Source organism: Thermomicrobium sp. CFH 73360, assembly GCF_023806465.1.
GTDB lineage: Bacteria > Chloroflexota > Chloroflexia > Thermomicrobiales > Thermomicrobiaceae > Thermomicrobium.
Genome location: NZ_JAMSLS010000004.1, coordinates 68,462 through 87,174, shown reverse-complemented (window position 1 = coordinate 87,174; position 18,713 = coordinate 68,462). Strand labels below are relative to the sequence as shown.

General features: G+C 58.3%; 17 protein-coding genes and 2 tRNA genes. 5 read left to right on the top strand and 14 right to left on the bottom strand.

The window, feature by feature from the left end; translation table 11 throughout:
* The first annotated feature begins 16 nt into the window (after positions 1–16).
* Positions 17–1,027: a bifunctional riboflavin kinase/FAD synthetase gene (locus tag NET03_RS09000; RefSeq protein WP_252128583.1), complete on the top strand. Its 1,011-nt coding sequence runs from the start codon at positions 17–19 to the stop codon at positions 1,025–1,027.
* Complete coding sequence (gene tyrS, locus NET03_RS08995; RefSeq protein ID WP_252128582.1) at positions 1,005–2,222, top strand: tyrosine--tRNA ligase; 1,218 nt, start codon at positions 1,005–1,007, stop codon at positions 2,220–2,222. The genes NET03_RS09000 and tyrS overlap by 23 nt, the downstream gene beginning before the upstream one ends.
* Positions 2,223–2,235: 13 nt before the next feature.
* On the opposite strand, the gene NET03_RS08990 is transcribed toward tyrS, so the two are convergent.
* From NET03_RS08990 to NET03_RS08975, 4 genes are all read right to left on the bottom strand, one after another.
* Positions 2,236–3,339, bottom strand: coding sequence for a Zn-dependent alcohol dehydrogenase (locus NET03_RS08990; protein WP_252128581.1), 1,104 nt, complete (start codon positions 3,337–3,339; stop codon positions 2,236–2,238).
* Between the two features lie 550 nt (positions 3,340–3,889).
* Positions 3,890–3,962 (bottom strand) — tRNA-Gly (locus tag NET03_RS08985).
* 4 nt (positions 3,963–3,966) lie between these two features.
* A tRNA-Pro gene (locus NET03_RS08980) sits at positions 3,967–4,039 on the bottom strand.
* Positions 4,040–4,358: 319 nt separating this feature from the next.
* Positions 4,359–5,210, bottom strand: a complete 852-nt coding sequence (locus NET03_RS08975; RefSeq protein WP_252128580.1) for an SDH family Clp fold serine proteinase — start codon at positions 5,208–5,210, stop codon at positions 4,359–4,361.
* Between the two features lie 96 nt (positions 5,211–5,306).
* Here NET03_RS08975 and NET03_RS08970 point away from each other — a divergent pair, with 96 nt between their 5' ends.
* Positions 5,307–6,047 carry a PspA/IM30 family protein gene (locus tag NET03_RS08970; protein ID WP_252128579.1) on the top strand — a complete coding sequence of 247 codons (741 nt, stop codon included), beginning with the start codon at positions 5,307–5,309 and terminating at the stop codon, positions 6,045–6,047.
* On the top strand, positions 6,044–6,322 hold the full coding sequence (gene pspAA / locus NET03_RS08965) for a PspA-associated protein PspAA (protein WP_252128578.1): 279 nt from the start codon (positions 6,044–6,046) through the stop codon (positions 6,320–6,322). Before NET03_RS08970 ends, pspAA begins: the two co-directional genes overlap by 4 nt.
* A gap of 221 nt (positions 6,323–6,543) precedes the next feature.
* On the opposite strand, the gene pspAB is transcribed toward pspAA, so the two are convergent.
* Positions 6,544–7,119: a PspA-associated protein PspAB gene (pspAB, locus tag NET03_RS08960; RefSeq protein ID WP_252128577.1), complete on the bottom strand. Its 576-nt coding sequence runs from the start codon at positions 7,117–7,119 to the stop codon at positions 6,544–6,546.
* On the bottom strand, positions 7,116–8,015 hold the full coding sequence (gene htpX, locus NET03_RS08955; protein ID WP_252128576.1) for a zinc metalloprotease HtpX: 900 nt from the start codon (positions 8,013–8,015) through the stop codon (positions 7,116–7,118). The genes pspAB and htpX overlap by 4 nt, the downstream gene beginning before the upstream one ends.
* A 104-nt stretch (positions 8,016–8,119) precedes the next feature.
* On the opposite strand from htpX, the gene NET03_RS08950 reads away from it, so the two are divergent.
* A complete protein-coding gene (locus tag NET03_RS08950) occupies positions 8,120–9,790 on the top strand; it encodes an ABC1 kinase family protein (protein WP_252128575.1) in 1,671 nt (556 codons plus the stop codon).
* Here the strand turns inward: NET03_RS08950 and NET03_RS13905 are convergent.
* From NET03_RS13905 to purF, 8 genes are all read right to left on the bottom strand, one after another.
* Positions 9,787–10,266, bottom strand: a complete 480-nt coding sequence (locus NET03_RS13905) for an FmdB family zinc ribbon protein (RefSeq protein ID WP_503008128.1) — start codon at positions 10,264–10,266, stop codon at positions 9,787–9,789. The two genes, NET03_RS08950 and NET03_RS13905, sit on opposite strands and share 4 nt — an antisense overlap.
* Positions 10,267–10,293: 27 nt before the next feature.
* The gene (locus tag NET03_RS08935) at positions 10,294–11,397 is read right to left on the bottom strand and encodes an MraY family glycosyltransferase (protein WP_252128574.1); all 1,104 of its coding nucleotides are present in this window, start codon (positions 11,395–11,397) and stop codon (positions 10,294–10,296) included.
* Between the two features lie 26 nt (positions 11,398–11,423).
* A complete protein-coding gene (gene glyA / locus NET03_RS08930; RefSeq protein ID WP_252128573.1) occupies positions 11,424–12,704 on the bottom strand; it encodes a serine hydroxymethyltransferase in 1,281 nt (426 codons plus the stop codon).
* Between the two features lie 39 nt (positions 12,705–12,743).
* Complete coding sequence (gene der, locus NET03_RS08925; RefSeq protein ID WP_252128572.1) at positions 12,744–14,120, bottom strand: ribosome biogenesis GTPase Der; 1,377 nt, start codon at positions 14,118–14,120, stop codon at positions 12,744–12,746.
* Between the two features lie 87 nt (positions 14,121–14,207).
* The gene (gene gcvPA, locus NET03_RS08920; protein WP_252128571.1) at positions 14,208–15,554 is read right to left on the bottom strand and encodes an aminomethyl-transferring glycine dehydrogenase subunit GcvPA; all 1,347 of its coding nucleotides are present in this window, start codon (positions 15,552–15,554) and stop codon (positions 14,208–14,210) included.
* Positions 15,555–15,584: 30 nt separating this feature from the next.
* Positions 15,585–15,983: a glycine cleavage system protein GcvH gene (gcvH, locus tag NET03_RS08915; RefSeq protein WP_252128570.1), complete on the bottom strand. Its 399-nt coding sequence runs from the start codon at positions 15,981–15,983 to the stop codon at positions 15,585–15,587.
* Positions 15,984–15,998: 15 nt separating this feature from the next.
* Entirely contained in the window at positions 15,999–17,135 is a 1,137-nt protein-coding gene (gene gcvT / locus NET03_RS08910; RefSeq protein WP_252128569.1) for a glycine cleavage system aminomethyltransferase GcvT, read from the bottom strand.
* 100 nt (positions 17,136–17,235) lie between these two features.
* The gene (purF, locus tag NET03_RS08905; RefSeq protein WP_252128568.1) at positions 17,236–18,666 is read right to left on the bottom strand and encodes an amidophosphoribosyltransferase; all 1,431 of its coding nucleotides are present in this window, start codon (positions 18,664–18,666) and stop codon (positions 17,236–17,238) included.
* Positions 18,667–18,713 lie beyond the last annotated feature (47 nt).

Genomic DNA, 18,713 nt, shown 5'->3' with positions numbered 1-18,713 from the left:
GGAGACGAATCGCGCAATGCGCATCGTGACTGATTGGGACGACCTCCCGGCTGAACCACACGTGGTGACAATTGGAAATTTCGATGGGGTTCACTATGGACACCGTCATCTCCTCGAGACGGTTCGCAACCATGCTATCCATCATGGTGTCGCGAGTCTGGTCATCACCTTCGACCCGTTGCCAGCCGAAGTGCTTGCTCCCGATCACGCCCCGCTGCGACTGACGCTTACTGAACATCGTTTGCGACTCCTTCTGGCCTGCGGGATCGATCGGATCCTGCTGATTCGATTTGATCGCCAGTTCGCTTCTCTCACGCCTCGAGAGTTTATCGATTTGCTTGTCGCAGCGACCCATCCCACCGAAATCATCGTCGGTGACGACTTCCACTTCGGCCGTGGCCGGAGCGGAAATCCGCGCGTCCTCCGCGAACTCGCTTCCGAGTTCGGTTTCTCCGTGTCCGTCGTGACCAGAGTTGAAGATGGGTCGACGCCAATCTCTTCCACGCGAATCCGTCAAGCAATCACCGAAGGCAATGTACGGCTGGCCGCAGAACTTCTGGGACGACCACATGCTCTCGTTGGCGAGATCGTTGCTGGTTCTGGACGGGGGTCACAGCTTGGGTTCCCAACAGCGAATCTCGCGGTGTTCGATCGTCTCCTCCCCCCAGCGCACGGCATCTACGCCGCTATGGCTTGGACACGTCAGACCTGGTATCCAGGACTGGCGTATATTGGAGATCGCCCGACCTTTCCTGGCGCGGGCTACGCCGTAGAAGCGTACTTGCTTGCGGAGTCGGTCCCGAATCTCCGGGGTGAGACTTTGACGATCTACTTTATCGATCGGCTGCGCCCGGATCGTGCCTTCTCCAATGTCCAGGAACTGATCGATCAAATGCAACAGGATGAGCAGCAAGCTCGCCAACGACTAGAATCGATCATGTCGAGCTGGCCCCCGCCACTCGTCGCTGCTCTTCACACACCTTTGGAAGGAGTTCATTTGACCTATGGTTTATCGGACCGAACGTGAAGTTCTGGTCGATCGGCTCCTCACACGTGGTACTGTCGATGTCGTCGTTCGCGAACGGCTCCGTGCCCGTCTGCTTGGTGATCGGCCGCTTCGCGTCAAGTTGGGCGTCGACCCCACACGCCCCGACATCCACCTCGGTCATTATGTCTGTTTCCGCAAGCTCCGAGAATTCCAGTCACTCGGCCACCAGGTCGTCGTCATCATTGGTGACTGGACTGCTCGCATTGGGGATCCTTCCGGCCGCTCGGCGCAGCGCCCGATGCTCACAGCGGAAGAGGTTGCTGCCAACGCACAGACGTACCTTGACCAATTCTTCAAGGTCGTCGACGTGAGCCGAGCCGAGATCGTTTGGCAAAGTACCTGGTTTGGGACATTCACGCTGGAGGACGTTATCCGATTGGCGAGCAAATACACGGTCGCCAAGCTCCTGACCCGAGAGGACTTCGCGCGACGCTACGAGCAGGGATCGGCAATTAGCATCACCGAGCTCCTTTACCCGCTTCTGCAGGCCTACGACTCTGTTGCGATCCAAGCCGACGTCGAGATCGGTGGAACCGACCAGTTATTCAACCTCTTGGTCGGGCGTGACATTATGCGCGAATACGGGCTTGAGCCGCAAGATGTGCTCACGGTTCCCCTGCTCGTTGGCACCGACGGCACCCTCAAGATGAGTAAGAGTTATGGGAATTATATCGCGGTCAATGAACTTCCTGAGGAGATGTTCGGCAAAATTATGTCAATCCCCGATCATGTGCTCGGCGACTACCTCCGTCTCCTTACTGATCTCCCGGATGAGGAAATTGACGACATGGTCGCACGGATGGCTACCGGCTCGCTGAATCCACGTGACGTCAAAGAACGCCTCGCGACAATCATTGTCAGCGATCTGCACTCACCCGAAGCCGCTGCTCGTGCGCGCGACTATTTCCATCGAGTACACCGACTCCGCGAACTTCCCGAGGAACTCCCAGAGATTGCGGTCCCAACGAGAGCTCGCGTCATCGACTACATCGTCCGCGCTGGCTTCGCGCGAACGAATAACGAAGCACGCCGCCTCGTCCTCCAAGGCGGCGTGCGCCTGGATGGACAACGGGTCGACGATCCCGAAGCAGTGCTCGAACTGCGTGAACCGATCGTACTCCAGGTGGGCAAGCGACGTTTTGCCCGTCTTGTACCCAAGTTGCCGAAAGGTTGAACAACCCTGCGACTCACAACACGATGATGCTCCGGGCGACACTTCCAGCAAGCATCGCTTCGAATCCCTGATTGATCTCCTCGAGACGTAGGCGGCGTGAGATCAATTCATCCAGCTTGAGTTGCCCGAGTCGATACAGCTCTATTAGCCGCGGGATATCGCGCGGCAAATTCGCAGAACCGTAAACGGTACCTTTAATCGTCTTTTCGGAGCGCAGCAGATCGAGCGGATCAAGTGGAATTGCGGTCCCCATAGGGGTCAACCCAACAACGACCATCGTTCCGCCCTTGCGCGTCGCGGCATATGCCTGCTGAATCGTCTCTGCTCGACCGATGACCTCAAAAGCGTAATCCGCGCCGCGTCCCTCGGTCAACGACCGCACAGCCTCGAGGAGGTCTTGTTCCTTCGGATTCACCGTGTGTGTCGCCCCGAGTTGGCGAGCCCATTCGAGTTTCTGTGGCACGATATCGGCGGCGATGATTGGTCCAGCACCGACGAGTGCGGCCCCTTGGACGACGTTGAGCCCAACTCCTCCACAACCGATGACCAGGACACTTTCTCCGGGTCGCACTCCAGCTGCAAACAGCACTGCTCCGACCCCAGTGGTTACACCACACCCCACCAACGCGGCCCGATCAAGCGGAACATCGGCCGGCAACTTCAGAAGACCTTGCTCCGGTACGACCGTATACTCGGCGAAGCACGATACTCCGAGAATGTGATGAACATCCTGCCCATCGCGATGGAAGCGTGTTGTCCCATCGAACATGCGACCAGTTCGCCGGATCGGATTACTGAAGTCGCAGAGGGCCGGACGACCGTTGAGACAGTAGAAACACTGCCCGCAGAAAGCGCGAAAGACAAAGAGAACCGGATCGCCGGGCTGGAAGCGCGTCACCCCTGACCCAACTGCCTCAACCACCCCAGCCCCCTCATGCCCTGGCACCGCTGGAAGAACGGCTTCGAGATCACCTTGAATGTAGTGCAAGTCACTGTGGCAGACTCCCGCCGCGACCACGCGAACCAAGACTTCGCCTTCTCGGGGTGGATCAATGTCCACCTCCCAGATCTCCAACGGCTTCTTGACTTCTGTCAGCACGGCAGCACGAGCGCGCATCACGGTACTCCCTCCGTGTATGATCCTGGTCTCGCAGTATCCCCCACACAGTGTTGAGGAGTCAACAGTGTCACGTGAAGGAGTACCAATCATGGCGCAAACCGTGGTGAAGCCAGGATGGCGCCGCGCGCTGGGCCCAGTCGGACCCGCCTGGACTACGTGACGCGAGATTCAAAGCCTCGTTTCGCATTCGATACACGAGTTTACCAGCCTAAACAGCACCTCGCTGATGCCAACTGGGCACCACAACCCTTCGGGGGTTAATTTCCTTCAGACGACCCGCTGCGCCCCGGTGCCTTCCAATAGACAAATCCGGTTCGACAAAGACAACACTGACAGATTCCAAAGTGCAGTAGCTTGGAGCTCTTGCGTCTTCGTCCGGCGATCGAAAAGTCTCTTGATTCGGAAGCGGTTGAACGAATCCCAGACGCGGTCACTGCCAACTCCCGACGATTCCCGCGCAAAAACAAGCTCCCTGACCACCGTGGAGAAGTCAGGGAGCAAGCGAAGAGCCGGATTCCTGGGGAAGATCCACACTGCAATAAAAAAGAGCGGGAGACGGGACTCGAACCCGCGACAACCGGCTTGGAAGGCCGGCACTCTACCAACTGAGTTACTCCCGCACGGTCGGGGTGAGAGGACTCGAACCTCCGGCCTCAGCGTCCCAAACGCCGCGCGCTACCAACTGCGCCACACCCCGATCCGTTTCCAGTGCCATAGTATAGCACGATCACTTACCCTGCTGTCCACCTTTGTTTCTCGTGCCTCGCCCCAGACTCACCCGCTCCCCTCGATCAGTCTCTCGCAGCTTAGCAAGCGCAAACGGACATCCCCTTCGCTTACATCCAGAGCGGTCCCCATGGTACCCTCACCGCTCCCTGACCCTTTCTTGCGTTTCATCTTCTATTACGAATCCTCTGAAGGGGCGCTCTTCCACTGGTGTCGCTTAATCCTCCATCGCTACCGCAGCCACCGAAATGCCGAGACATTGACCAGACTCGATTTGCACAGAACAAGCGCTACCCGCGCCGCTGACCGCCATTCCGCTGTCGTGGTGTCTCGTACGGCACGGGAATGTATTGCACGGACGGTCGCCGCTGCATCGCCTGCGGATACAGCTCCATCAGCTGATAGACCTCTTCCGGAATACCGACTCTTACCGGAAGGCCCAACTGCTGGGCTTCCTCCACATCGATCGGATAATCGTGCGTCCATTGCCCGCACGTCAGCGAATCTGCGATTCGTTGCGCCTCCATTTCTGGCATTCCGTTTGCCTTCAGAATGTTCCGTACCGTTGCGTTCACCTGACGCATGGCCTTCTCGCTGATATCAGCAAGGATGAGCGTTTCATCCTCGATTTCTGCAATCGGCTTCTCGCGGATCACCCGCAGCACCGATGCCGCTGGAAACTGGCCTATCTGTGGATCCACCGGACCCAGCACTGCATTCTCGTCCATTACAATCTCGTCAGCCGCGAGAGCAATGAGCGTTCCACCCGACATCGCATAGTGCGGGATGAACACCGTCACTTTCCCGCGATGGCGCACGAGTGCCGACGCAATCTGCTCCGCGGCCAGCACTAGGCCGCCAGGGGTATGAATAATGAAGTCGATCGGCATCTCATCCGGTGTCAACCGAATAGCACGCAGGACTGCCTCTGCGTCATCAATGTCAATGTAGCGAGCCAGCGGAATCCCCAGAAACGACACCGCTTCTTGCCGGTGAATAAGCGTGATCACTCGCGTCCCACGACGCTGCTCAAGCCGATTGATTAGCCGCAAGCGGTTCGTCTCGAGCAGCCGACGTTGTAGAGCTGGCGACAACACGGAAAACAGGAGCAAGAGCCAAAACAACAACCCTGTGACGTCCATCCTTATCCCCTGTTTCCTGGCACCCTTCCTCGATTGCCCAGCTACCGTCGCGCACCTATACTAGCGGCAGGTACGCACCTCGGAAAGGAGCACGTGATGGGCCTGATCTCCCGTATGACGACATTCGTCAAAGTGAAGCTCAGTCGCCTCCTTGACCGTGCTGAGGACCCTCGCGAGACGCTCGATTATGCCTACGAAAGGCAGCTTCAGCTTCTCCAAGAGGTTCGCCGAGGTATCGTCGATGTCACGACTTCCAAGCGGCGATTAGAACTCCAACGTGCCAAGCTTCAGGAGTCGCTTGACCGCCTTACTGACCAGGCACGGCAGGCCCTAAGTATGGGTCGCGAAGACCTGGCACGTCTCGCGTTGGAGCGCAAGGCGATCGCTCAACAGCAGGTTACCGATCTGGACCGACAGATCCAAACGCTTGAGCAAGAACAGGCCAAACTTGAACAGGCAGAGATGCGTCTCCGTGCTAAGGTAGAGGCTTTCCGAACACGGAAGGAAGTTATCAAAGCACAGTACTCCGCTGCTGAAGCTCAAGTCCGTATTAATGAAGCCATCACTGGTGTCTCAGAGGAGATGACCGATGTTGGCCTGGCAATCGAACGAGCTGAGCAGAAGGCCGAGCAGATGCAGGCACGGGCATCAGCAATCGACGAGCTTCTCGCTTCAGGCGCCCTCGAGGATCTTACCGGAACTCGTCAGGACGTCGTCGAACGCGAGCTGGCCCGAATGAGTGTGACTGAGTCAGTTGAAGCCGAACTTGCTACATTGCGCGCACAGTTGGGACAGGGTGCGTCACCCAAGCAGCTGCCCGAGGGAGGACAGCAGTGATCGTGCGCATTCTCACCGAAGGACAATATCGGGTTGAGAGCAGCCTCTACGACCAGTTGAATGCACTCGATAACGCAATCGTCGAGGCCGTCGCCGCCGGTGACGAAGCCCGTTTCCAGTCGTTACTGACAGAACTGCTCGATACGGTGCGCCGTCACGGCATTCCAGTGTCACCCGATGAATTTGTTGAGTCCGACGTGATCTTACCACCCCCGGACACCACACTGGAAGAGGCTCGCCATCTCTTCGCTGGGGACGGTCTGCTACCAGGGTGACCGAGGCTTATTTGCACAGTGTTAGTGAAGGCAGGTTGTAGCGCCTGACTTTTCTCGGTCTGTCGTGTCGTGTCGTGGCTCGACGTTCGCATTGGTCACTGAGCTCGGGTTCTTTTACCAGAGTCGACCGCGACCATTTCGTCGGCAATCGCAGTTGGCGAGATTGGTGGATGAACAGGCATCGCCGCTCTGGGATCCTTCCTCCCTCGTGCAGTGACCATTTACACGGGAATATCCCAGAGCGCGTACCAATGGTCTGGACGGCGTTCCACCGGGAGCTCACGTTCAAGCAGCGCGACGAGACGGAGTTCCTGCGTCTCGTCACGCCGACGACCGTCTCGAGGAGCAAAGGGCGTAAACTTCCCGAGCTTGAACTGGTAGATCCAGTAGAATGGCCGTCCCTCGCGGTCATCAAAGCGGAACACTGCCGCCAGCAACTGCTCGCCGAAACCGTGCTCTGTCAGGATCTGGCTCGCCCCTTGGATTGTTGTCACAAGATCCTCGAAGTCAGGATCTTCAAGGATGACCCAGCGATACCGATAGGAGTCGGTCCAAATGCGATACCTACTGTTCGTTTCCTTCACAGCGATCTGAAGCACCCCGTCCAGTTCTTCCTGTGCCCGTTGGAAATAGACCGACTCCATCGGCTTGAAGACGAGGCCAGCAATCGGTCGCGGGACAAGTCCCACTTGCGCTTCCATCGTAATCGCAGCAGTACTGATGGCGATGAGCCCCTCAACCCGCGGCGGTACCGGCCGAGCTGCCCGCCCGAACAGAATGTCAAACAGGCGCTTCACGCAAGTCCCTCGAGTTGCCGTTGCAGTTGTTCCAGCCGACGTACACGCTCACTCACGGGAGGATGCGTCGAAAAGAGCGCGAGAAGATTCTCGCCCCGGAGCGGGGGAATAATGAAAAACGCCGCCATCTCCTGGACTTCTCGGAGATCACGACTTGGGATCCGGCTGATCTGACCACTGATCTTCAACAGTGCCGAAGCGAGCGTCAGTGGTCGACCAGTGAGGATGCCGGCCATGCGATCTGCCACGAATTCCCGGTATCGGGAGAGCGCCAGCAACAACAGCTGCCCAAGGATCCATACCAGCAGAGACACAATGAACGCGATTGCTAGCCCACTCCCCCGACGGTTCCGATCAGAGCTCCCTCCACTGCCCCAGAGGAGGAGGCGGAAAACAAGCTGGGCTACGACGACGAAAAAGCCCGCGATTGTCATCACAAGGACATCACGATTGCGTACATGTGCGATTTCATGGGCAATCACTGCCTCAAGCTCCTCATCATTGAGGAGATCCAACAAGCCTCGCGTGACCACCACGGTGGACGAGCGAAGTCCTTTTCCAATCGCGAATGCATTCGGCATCGGCGTCTCGATGATGCCGACGCGAATGCGCGGGATACCAGCCAAGGCCGCAACTCGTTCCACCATCTCCTGTAAACGCGGTTGCTCCCCAGGCTTCAGAATCCGCGCTCCCACACTCGCTAGTGCTAACGGTTCGGACAGTACAACCTGGAAAAAGGCGAGCACAACGGCCAAAACGAGCACTGTCACCACATCAACACCGCTCGCAATGAGTGCCGTCAAAAACAGAACGTAGAGAAGTCCCAGCCCGAAAAGAACAAGCCCCATTCGCGCAGTCAGCCCCGGATCACGAGCCCAACGCTCGATTCGACGCATGGAATACACCGCGACTCGCCTCCTGCCGACTAGCCAGCCTCGCAGATTATACTGCTGAGAAGCCGCACATCGGCTGAGTTTCTTCGTAACGGAGGAATGAGACGTTGGTCACATCACGGCTCTCTATTCCACGACGCGTGCTCGCCCATCGCCGGCGACTCACTGAAATCGCCAGTGTTCTGTCGAAACATGGGTTGGGTTGGATCCTTGACCAGCTCGGAGTTCCATTCCAGACACGCGTACGTCGCGCTACTCTCGCTCATCCTGTTCCGCCAGCGGTGCGACTGAGACGCGCGCTCGAGGAGCTCGGGCCGACCTTCATCAAGATCGGACAAATTCTTTCGACACGCGATGATCTCCTGCCTCCCGCTTACATCGAGCAACTGGCGTTGCTCCGCGATCGCGTTCCTCCGGTTCCGGTCGAACAGATCATCGCGGAAATTGAGCGCAGTTTCGGGCGGCCACTCAATGAACTCTATGCACATTTCGACCCGGTGCCGCTGGCCTCGGCTTCGATCGGTCAAGTACATGCTGCAACGCTCCCGACCGGCACCTCAGTGATCGTCAAGGTACGTAAACCTGGTATCGCCGAACTCATTGAAGAAGATCTCGCCATTCTCCGAGATATTGCTGAGGTCGCAAGCCGACGCAGCCAGTTGGCCCGCCAGTACGACCTCGTCGGCCTCGTCGATGAGTTCGCGTGGACAATTCGCAGCGAACTCGATTATCGCCGTGAGGGACGGAACGCCGATCGTTTTCGGATGCTGCTGCGGGATCAACCGGATATCGTGATCCCGCGTGTCTACTGGCACCGCACGACCGAGACGGTGCTAACAATGCGCCGCATCGACGGCATTCCGATAGACCAGATCGAGGAACTGGATCGTGCTGGAATCGACCGATCCGCCCTCGCGGTTCGCGCAGCACGCTTCATCCTCGAGTGCGTGCTCGTTCACGGGTTCTTTCACGCTGATCCACATCCGGGAAATTTCGCTATTCTCACTGATGGTCGTCTCGTCGTGTACGATTTCGGCATGGTCGGTCGCCTCGATCCAGCCTATCGCACAGAGCTGCTCGATCTTCTTCTCGCGGTCCTGCGTGGTGACCTTGATGCGGTCATCGATGCTCTTGGTCGATTGGGAATTGTGCGCCACGAGACCGACCGCCCAGCTCTGCGCCGGGAACTTCAGCACCTCGTTGACCGCTACTTTGGCCTCTCGCTCGGGGAATATCGGTTCGGGGAAATCGTCGACGACTTCTACCGTTTCATGCGTCGCTGGCGTCTCACACTTCCGCCAGAACTCAGCCTCCTTGCCAAGACACTCTCAATGCATGAGGGCGTCGGCCAACGCCTCGATCCAAGCTTCCGCCCCTTTGAAATTGCCGAACCGTACGTACGCAGGCTTATCATCGAGCGCTATCTACCCGCTTCATGGCTCCCGCAAGTCGCCCGCATGCTTGAAGATGGCGCACGCCGAGCGATTGAATTTCCCCGTCGCGTCGACCGACTCTTGCGCCGGATTGAACAGGCTGAGCTCGAGGTCACGATGCATTTAGCAGAACTTCCTGATGTCACGCATCGCTTGAGCGCGCTCGTGAATCGACTTATCGTCGCCATCCTCCTCGCAGCCGCAGCGACGAGTTTCAGCCTCCTTCTCAACGTCTGGCACCCTGACTGGTTCGTTCGCTGGGCGGGACCGCTCCTCGCGTTCAGTCTGGTCGGCATCGTTCTTGCAACTGTTATCCTTGCCTGGCAGTTCTGGCGTGGAGGTTAGCTCTGCCCCGAGTCTGTTGACTCAGCAGGATACTCTTGCGAGTCTGTCTGGAGCGTTTCTTGCTCGAGCCGCTCCAAAACACGTTCAGGATCTTCGCCACGCTCAAGGTCCTGGACTACGCGCTCCAATGAAGGATCGAGTGGCTCGCCTGTCTGAGCACTCATCTCACGCATCCAACGCGCAAGTTCCCGTGGGTCTTCTGTATCAGGAAAGTCAGGGACAATAGATTCGTCTTCGTCCTCCCACGCCTCTTCTGCGCGGTCAAACGTGTCCTCCATGCCGTTATCCCCATCAGCGATCCCGGACCGTGATGGTTCCGTGACGGTTCGGTGCACGAAAACGCGCGAAAGCAGCCGTTCCGCATCGCGTGCTCCGCAGTGCGGGCACGGTCCTGGATCCCCTACGGCGGAGAGAGACCGGAAGAGCTTGGTGAAACGCCGACGGCAGGATCGACATCGGTACTCGTAGAGTGGCATCCCCTCACCCCACTTGCTCTACAATTGCTAAAATGGTTTCACCTTCTCGTTCCCCTGTTGCATGCTCGAAAGTGGTTTCAACCGTGCAAGCCAGGAAAGAACAACCAGTCCGGTGACCCCCGCGATTACTAATGTCACGAACTTGTAAACCGGGGCCGGCATCAATAGCGCCATTCCCCCGAACACCAAGGAAATAACAACGAACGCCACTGCGATCCGCTGCTGAGACCAACCAAGGTCGAGCAACCGGTGGTGCAAATGACCACGATCTGCCTCAAGAGGTGAGCGCCCATTCCACAATCGGTAGACGATCAGCCATGCCACGTCGAGAATCGGAACCCACAGGACAAGGAGTGCCGTAGCGATCTTCGCCCCCCCAATGATGCTCAAGATAGCGAGGGTATAGCCGAGGAGCATGGCACCAGAGTCACCCATCATAATCCGTGCCGGATGCCAGTTGAAGAGAAGGAATCCCAAAACACTACCGGCTAATGACGCCGCGAGAAGCGAGATCGTGAACTGTGGGTTCCCAGCGGGACGGAAAAAGGTATGCACGAACATGACGAGTGCAGCGATAACTGTCACAGACCCTGCCAAACCGTCCAGCCCATCCAGAAAGTTGACAGTGTTCATCATGCCCACAATCCAAAAAACCGTGAATGGAATCGCAATGGCAAGCGGTAGCACGACGACACCGCCAAAGGGACTATTGAACTGTTCGATCACCAAACCATGCTCTGGTCCGCGCAAGCGCGGAAGGATTGCGACGGCAGCACCTGCGAGTTGCCAAGCAAGCTTGGCAAGTGGGGAAAGCCCAAGGAGATCGTCGTAGAGGTGTGCAGCGAGAATCAGCGTTGCACCGAACACCAGGAGGAGAATTCGTTCGATCTCGATCGGGAAGCGTTCTACCGGGAGCACGAACGTTAAGGCAAGTCCGCTCAGAAATCCGATAAAAATCGCCACCCCCCCGATTCGGGGTATCGGCTTCGTATGCACCCACCGCGCTTCGGTTGGATAGGCCAGGAGATCAAAGCGCTGAGCGACGTGAATGACACGCGGTATCAGCGCGGCACTCACGACCGCCGCAACGCCCGCCGTCATGACCGCGATGAGTGCTCGCTCAAAGGTCATCGTCACTCTCAGTCACGGCCGGTTCCTCAACGGCCGGCTTCATCAATTGCTGATATCACCTCTATCGTAACGCCTGGGACCGGAAAATGCGCCACGAGCTCCGCGACCTGTGCTCGAACACGCTCCTTCACCTCAACATCGTCTGGAGCTCGAAGCACCTGCGCGATCAGCTGACCGGTCAAGCGCATCTCCTCCGGACCAAAGCCACGCGTGGTCATTGCCGGCGTCCCAATGCGGATACCACTCGTTTGCGTCGGCGGCTTCGGGTCGTTGGGAATCGCGTTCTTATTCACGGTGATCCCCACCTCGTCCAGAGCTCGTTCCGCCTTACGGCCGCTGATCCCCAAAGGCCGCAAATCAACGAGTAGCAGATGATTGTCCGTCCCTCCAGAAACGAGTCGCAACCCCTCCTTCTGGAGCGTCTCTGCCAGGACCTGAGCGTTCTCGAGGACGCGCGTGATGTAGACCCGAAAAGACGGTTTCAGCGCTTCTCCGAACGCGACAGCCTTTCCTGCGATCACATGCATCAATGGCCCACCCTGCGTTCCGGGGAAAACCGCCTTGTCGATCGCCTCTGCCCAATCTGCATCACACAGAATCATGCCTCCGCGGGGTCCGCGTAGCGTCTTGTGCGTCGTCGTTGTCACCACCTGGGCAGCCCCCACTGGGGTCGGATGCATTCCAACCGCCACCATCCCGGCGATATGGGCGATATCCGCCACCAAGACCGCGCCGACGTCGTCCGCAATCTCGCGGAAACGTGCAAAATCGATAATCCGTGGGTACGCACTCGCCCCAGCTATAATCAGTCGTGGCTTCACTTCCTGGGCAATCCGCCACACGGCATCGTAGTCGATCCGCTCGGTCTCGGGATTCACCCCGTAAAAGTACGCATCAAACCACTGCCCAGAAACGTTCACCTTCGCCCCGTGCGAAAGGTGTCCCCCATGCTGCAGACTCATCCCAAGTATCCGATCACCGGGACGAAGCACTGCGAACATCGCGGCCATATTGGCCTGCGCCCCTGAGTGTGGTTGGACGTTCACGTGCTCGGCCCCGAAGAGCTGCTTCGCCCGCGCGATCGCCAGCTCCTCAACCCGATCGACGCATTCGCAACCACCGTAGTACCGCCGCCCGGGATACCCCTCGGCATATTTGTTCGTGAGAACCGATCCAACAGCAGCCAGTACAGCTGGGCTCGCAAAGTTTTCGGACGCAATCAGCTCAATGGTTCGACTCTGCCGACGCTCCTCACAGGCGATTGCTTCTGCGACATCCGGGTCCCAATCCCAGAGATGCCTGTCCATTCCGGTTGCTTCCCCTTCCCGATCCTTCGACCAAACCATCTACTGGCGACTCGATTCGCCCCGTTTCCATGCTGGCGCTGACCGCTCGCGCGCGCGAAACACCAACTCAATCGGCGTCCCAAGGAAGCCATACCGCTCCCGAATGCGGTTCTCTAGATACCGCTTGTAGGAGAAATGCACCAGCTGCGGGCGATTGCAGAAGAACACAAACGTTGGTGGATTCACTGCCGCCTGTGTCACATAGTAGAACTTGACCCACTTACCAGGCTTCGTCGGTGGCGGATGATGCGCTATGGCTTCACGGAGGAGTTGATTCAGTTCGGCAGTGGGAATCCGCCGCGATCGCTCTGCCACAACAACAAGTGCTAAATCGACGACCTGCTCCACATTCTTCCCGGTAAGTGCAGAAACAAAGACTAGCGGTGCCCAGGGCATAAAGTGGAAGACCGCATGCGCATCCTCCTCGAACGCTTCCCGCGCACCCTCCATCTGCTCGAACAGATCCCACTTATTGACCGCAACGACGATCCCCTTTTTCGCGTCGATCACCCGTCCCGCGATCGCTTGATCCTGGTGCGTAAAAGGTTCTGTTGCGTCAAGCACGAGAACCGCGACGTCAGCTCGCTCGATCGCTCGCTCCGCACGTAAGACGCTGTAGCGCTCGATACCACGTTCAATGCGACCTGGTCTCCGAATACCAGCAGTGTCGATCAAGACAATTGGTTGACCTTTCCACACGAGCTCCGTGTCAACCGTATCCCGCGTGGTTCCTGGGATAGGCGACACGATCTGTCGCGGCTGACCGAGGATCGCATTCAGGAGCGCCGATTTCCCAACGTTCGGTCGTCCAACAAGAGCGATTTTCGGCGCTTCGGGCTCGAGTGTCTCCACCGCTTCTCTACGGGGCAATCGCTCGGCAATGGCCTCAAGGAGATCAGGAATCCCCTTCCCATGCAGCGCCGAAATTGGGATGGGCTCCCCAAGGCCGAATTCATAGAACTGTAAAGCGTTGAGCTCACGCTCGCGTGATTCGGCTTTGTTCGCGGCCAGGACGATCGGTTTGTCTGTACGGCGAAGGAACTCAGCCACTTCCCAATCGCCTGCTGTTGGGCCAGCAGCAGCATCAACGACGAAAACGATGACGTCTGCCTCCCTGACCGCCATCTCTGCCTGGGCCTTGGTCGCCTCAAGGAGCTCACGCTCGCTCGAACGAGCGATCTCTTCATCGGTCAACAAGCCGCCGGTATCGAAGAGCCCGAAACGGAGTCCGTTCCAATCAACAACACCGTAGATGCGATCACGCGTCGTGCCGGGCACCTCTTCAACGACGGCTCGCCGCTGCCGCAGCAGCCGGTTGAACAGCGTTGATTTGCCGACATTTGGACGACCGACAATTGCGACCTGGGGAAGTGCCATTGGAAACTTTCTCCTGCACGCAAAACCCGGATGCACCTCACCTGCATCCGGGTTCCATTGTGCCCCAGCAGTGGGTTCCGTGCCGACTCACAGGGTCAAGTCTCGCAGGGCTTCCACGAGACGATCGATGTGTTCCTTGGTCGTGAGTTCCGTCGCACACAAGAGCATGAGATCATCTTGTTGCGGAACCAACTCACCGACCGCGAGCCCACCAATGATACCTCGCTGCAACAGAAATTCGTTAATCGCACGCGGATCTTGGGGACAACGCACGACAAATTCGTTGAAGAAGGCCCCTTCACCGACTAGCGACCAACCGGGCAACTCGGCGATCCGCTGCGCGAGATAATGCGCCTTGTGGTAGCACAGCTCAGCAATTTTCTGTAGTCCCCGCCTTCCGAGCGCCGAAAGATAAACCGTGGCAGCAAGTGCCATCAGTCCCTGGTTCGTGCAGATATTCGAAGTCGCCTTCTCGCGGCGAATGTGCTGCTCCCGGGTCTGCAACACCATCACAAAGCCGCGTTTGCCTTCACGATCGACAGTGGCTCCAATGAGCCGACCGGGAAGATGTCGCACGAGCTCCATGCGCGCCGCGAGCAGTCCAAGTCCTGGCCCGCCGAACGATTGCGGAATCCCCAGGCATTGCCCCTCACCAGTCACGACATCGGCACCGAGTTCGCCAGGAGGCCGCAACAACCCCAACGCGATCGGATAGGTTGACACGACGAACCGTGCCCCGACTGCATGGGCTGTCTCGGCAAGTGCCGCGAGATCCTCAATCCGGCCATAAAAATTCGGATATTGTACGACGACACAGGCAGTCGATTCGTCTACGAAACGTTCCAGGTCCTGTGGCGCTGTCCGAAGCGAATCCGGGATAGGAACCTCCCGAACTTCGACCGGTAACCCTCGGGTGTACGTCCTGAGAACACCTCGATAATACGGGTGCACCGTCCCCGCCACCACAATTGCCGTTCGTCCCCGAGACGGAGAAACACAGAGTAGGGCCCCCTCGGCAAGTGCAGTGGCCCCGTCGTACATGGACGCGTTGGCGACATCCATTCCGGTGAGAAGGCACACCAGTGACTGGAACTCATAGATCGACTGCAGCGTCCCTTGTGAGACTTCGGGTTGATACGGCGTATAGGCGGTATAAAACTCCCCTCGCCACAAAATCTGGTGGACGACCGCCGGAACGTAGTGGTTATAGGAACCCGCACCGAGGAATGTTGGTGTTGCCACGGTCGACCAATTCCGAAGAGAGAGCTCCAGGAGTTCCCGAAAGATGTCCGCCTCTGCCACCGGCGGCGGCAATCGGAGCTCTGGGAAACGGTAAGAGGCAGGAATACCCTCGAACAGTTGCTCGATCCGGTCCACCCCGATTGCCTGCAGCATCATTGCCCGGTCTTCGGGAGTGTGCGGCGAGAAAACCATCCCCCGGCCCTCCTCACCGATCAGCACTGATCATGCCGTCGCCGCGGTCTCCGCGAGATACTTCCGGTACTCCTCGGCGTCCATCAGTTGCTTGAGCTCATCTGGCGTGCTCATCCTGATCTTGACCAGCCATGCATCATCATACGGGCTTTTGTTGACGAGTTCTGGTGTGTTGACCACTGCGTTGTTCGCTTCGACCACCTCGCCGGAGACCGGTGCATAGATATCGGACGCCGCTTTCACCGATTCGATCACTCCCATCGAATCGCCCTGCTTGACTGTCGTTCCTGGCTCCGGCAACTCAAGATAGGTGATGTCTCCCAGTTCCGCTTGCGCAAAGTCGGTAACCCCGACTACCGCAATATCCCCTTCGACACGCACCCACTCGTGTGTTCGCGTGTAACAGAGACCATCACGTACGTCCGCCATTGATTACCCCTTTCCTTAGGACTCAATGCCTTCGCCTATCCTCTGCCGTGGACGGCGATAGAACGGAGTCTTTACCTGACGCGCACGCACCGGCTTACCCCGGATGACCACATCAAACTCGCGGCCGATCCCTGCAGCAGAACTTTCAATCAGTGCTAAACCGATCGCCTTTCCAAGTGAGGGCGAACTTGTGCCACTCGTAACCGTCCCAATTCGTCTGCCCGCGAGCTGAACCTCATACCCGTGCCGCGGAATACCGCTGCGTTCGACAAGCTCGAACCCGACCAGCTTTCGCGGAACGCCTTCTTGCAGCTGCCTCTCCAGCGCCTCGCGTCCGATAAAGGACCCCTTGTGGAACTTAACGACCCAGCCGAGTTGTGCCTCAAGTGGTGTAATCTCGGGTGAGAGTTCGTTTCCGTACAGCGGCAGGCACGCCTCCAACCGAAGCGTGTCACGAGCTCCTAAGCCGACCGGAACCAGGCCATCTGCTCGGCCAATCTCAAGTAGACGATCCCACAATCTCACGGTCGCTTCGATCGGGAAATACAGCTCAAAGCCGTCCTCACCGGTGTACCCAGTTCGCGCAACCAGCGTCGGTACACCAGTGACCGTCGTTTGAACAGTGTCGAACGGACGGATAGTCGACAGGTCACCCTCCGTGACACGCTGCAAAATCCGTTCAGCACGCGGGCCTTGGATCGCTAACATACCCGTTGTGGCCGAAATATCCTCGAGTTCGACAACCCACTCAGGATGATCGGCACGCCGCTCGAGCAGCCACTGAAAGTCCTTGTCGGTATTCGCGGCGTTGACAACTACCAGATACTCCTCGCGATCTGGGCGCAAATAGATCATGATGTCGTCGACCACGCCGCCATTCGGGTAGAGGAGCATCGAGTATTGAGCACGTCCCGGTTTTAAGGAGCCGACGTCGTTCGGGGTAACAAACTGGAGAAACGGGAGTGCATCACGACCGCGCACCGCCAGCTGTCCCATGTGTCCCAGATCGAATAAACCAGCTCGACTCCGTACCGCGAGGTGCTCCGCCACGATCCCCTCGTATTGCACCGGCATCAGCCAACCAGCGAACTCGATAAATCGCGCACCGAGCGCTCGGTGCTGCTCGATCAGAGGGGTAACCTTCGGAGCCACCGGCCCACAACTCCCTTCGCGTCGCGACCACTGCGCCGAGTGTATGGGTCTCACGCGAGCCGGGTCAAGCCTCTCCCACGCGCGTGTAGGCCCCGAATTGTTACGACCGTGCTCCAGCGAGCTCTTGCGTCCGGTTTCGCCGTCGCAACAGGCGTTCAGGAGGAACAGGTACCGGGTAGTGCCCGGTGAGGCAGGCAGCGCAGAATCGCTCGCGCGGGAGGCCAATTGCGCGGAAGAGCCCGTCCAGGGACAAGTAGCCGATCGAGTCGGCACCGATCGCCCGTCCGATCTCTTCTACTGAGAGGTGCGCGGCAATGAGTTCGTCCCGTGTCGCCATGTCTACTCCGAGGTAGCATGGCCAGCGAATGGGTGGAGAGTGCACACGCATATGCACCTCGCGTGCACCGTTCTGCCGGAGCAGCTCCACAATCGGTCGGCTCGTTGTCCCTCGCACAATCGTATCGTCGATCAAGACGACGCGCTTGCCTTCCAGGACCTCCGGTAACGCGTTGAACTTGAGCTTTACGCCCTGTTCGCGGAGCCGCTGATCCGGCTGGATAAACGTACGCCCAATATACCGGTTCTTGATGAGGGCCTCCGCATAGGGGATATCAGAAGCTAGCGAATACCCAATCGCCGCCGGAACCGCTGAATCGGGGAGCGGAACAACGAGGTCCGCATCCGCAGGATGCTCCCGCCACAGCTCCGCCCCCATGCGCTGGCGGACGACATGCAGACGCTGACCCATGATCGCGCTGTCCGGCCGTGCGAAGTAGATGAATTCGAAAACGCACATCGCTTGCTCAGCTTGTGTTGCAGGGTCGGGATGAGATGAGACCCCTCGCTCGTCAATGACTACTATCTCGCCCGGCTCGATCTCCCGCACGAACTCCGCCCCAATAGTCGCGAGTGCGCAGGTCTCCGAGGCAACCACCCACCCTCCATCGAGTCGTCCAAGACAAAGTGGCCGAATCCCCAGCGGATCACGCACCGCGATCAAAGATTCGCGGGTCAAAAGAGCGAGGCTGTAAGCCCCAACCATCCGACTCATCGCATTCCGGATTCGCTCCACCCAATCACGACCAGGAGATCGCAAGATCACCCATGCCAGTGCTTCGGTGTCCGTGGAGCTTTCCAGCTGCACCCCGGCTGCCAAGAGCTCCTGCCGGAGTTCATCGCCGTTGACAAGATTGCCGTTGTGTGAGACGGCAATTGCCTCATCCCCTTGTTTCACCAAGAACGGACCCGCGTTCACCGGGACACTACTTCCCGTCGTCGAGTAACGGGTGTGCCCGATCGCGATGTGTCCAGGCAGGCGCCGCAGGTCATCCTCGGTAAAGGCGCTACTGACCAAACCCATCCGGCGATGGATGGAGAGTGAACGCCCATCGCTCGTCGCGATACCAGCACTTTCCTGCCCGCGATGCTGCAACGCATACAAACCAAAAAAGGTTAGCCGAGCCACATCTTCGCCCAGTGCGAAGACACCGAACACTCCACAGGCTTCGCGTGGACCACCGATCTCACCCACGCAGCACCTCACTGATCTCGAGCATCCTTCACGTCTGGAGTCTACCA

Excerpts from the sequence above, each read along its gene's own strand:
- glyA (WP_252128573.1), bottom strand. The coding sequence starts at position 12,704 with ATGGACAGGCATCTCTGGGATTGGGACCCGGATGTCGCAGAAGCAATC.
- NET03_RS08975 (WP_252128580.1), bottom strand. The coding sequence starts at position 5,210 with ATGGACGTCACAGGGTTGTTGTTTTGGCTCTTGCTCCTGTTTTCCGTG.
- gcvPA (WP_252128571.1), bottom strand. The coding sequence starts at position 15,554 with ATGGTTTTCTCGCCGCACACTCCCGAAGACCGGGCAATGATGCTGCAG.
- NET03_RS08970 (WP_252128579.1), top strand. The coding sequence starts at position 5,307 with ATGGGCCTGATCTCCCGTATGACGACATTCGTCAAAGTGAAGCTCAGT.
- htpX (WP_252128576.1), bottom strand. The coding sequence starts at position 8,015 with ATGCGTCGAATCGAGCGTTGGGCTCGTGATCCGGGGCTGACTGCGCGA.
- NET03_RS13905 (WP_503008128.1), bottom strand. The coding sequence starts at position 10,266 with ATGCCACTCTACGAGTACCGATGTCGATCCTGCCGTCGGCGTTTCACC.
- NET03_RS08990 (WP_252128581.1), bottom strand. The coding sequence starts at position 3,339 with ATGCGCGCTCGTGCTGCCGTGCTGACAGAAGTCAAGAAGCCGTTGGAG.
- NET03_RS09000 (WP_252128583.1), top strand. The coding sequence starts at position 17 with ATGCGCATCGTGACTGATTGGGACGACCTCCCGGCTGAACCACACGTG.
- NET03_RS08935 (WP_252128574.1), bottom strand. The coding sequence starts at position 11,397 with ATGACCTTTGAGCGAGCACTCATCGCGGTCATGACGGCGGGCGTTGCG.
- gcvH (WP_252128570.1), bottom strand. The coding sequence starts at position 15,983 with ATGGCGGACGTACGTGATGGTCTCTGTTACACGCGAACACACGAGTGG.
- der (WP_252128572.1), bottom strand. The coding sequence starts at position 14,120 with ATGGCACTTCCCCAGGTCGCAATTGTCGGTCGTCCAAATGTCGGCAAA.
- tyrS (WP_252128582.1), top strand. The coding sequence starts at position 1,005 with ATGGTTTATCGGACCGAACGTGAAGTTCTGGTCGATCGGCTCCTCACA.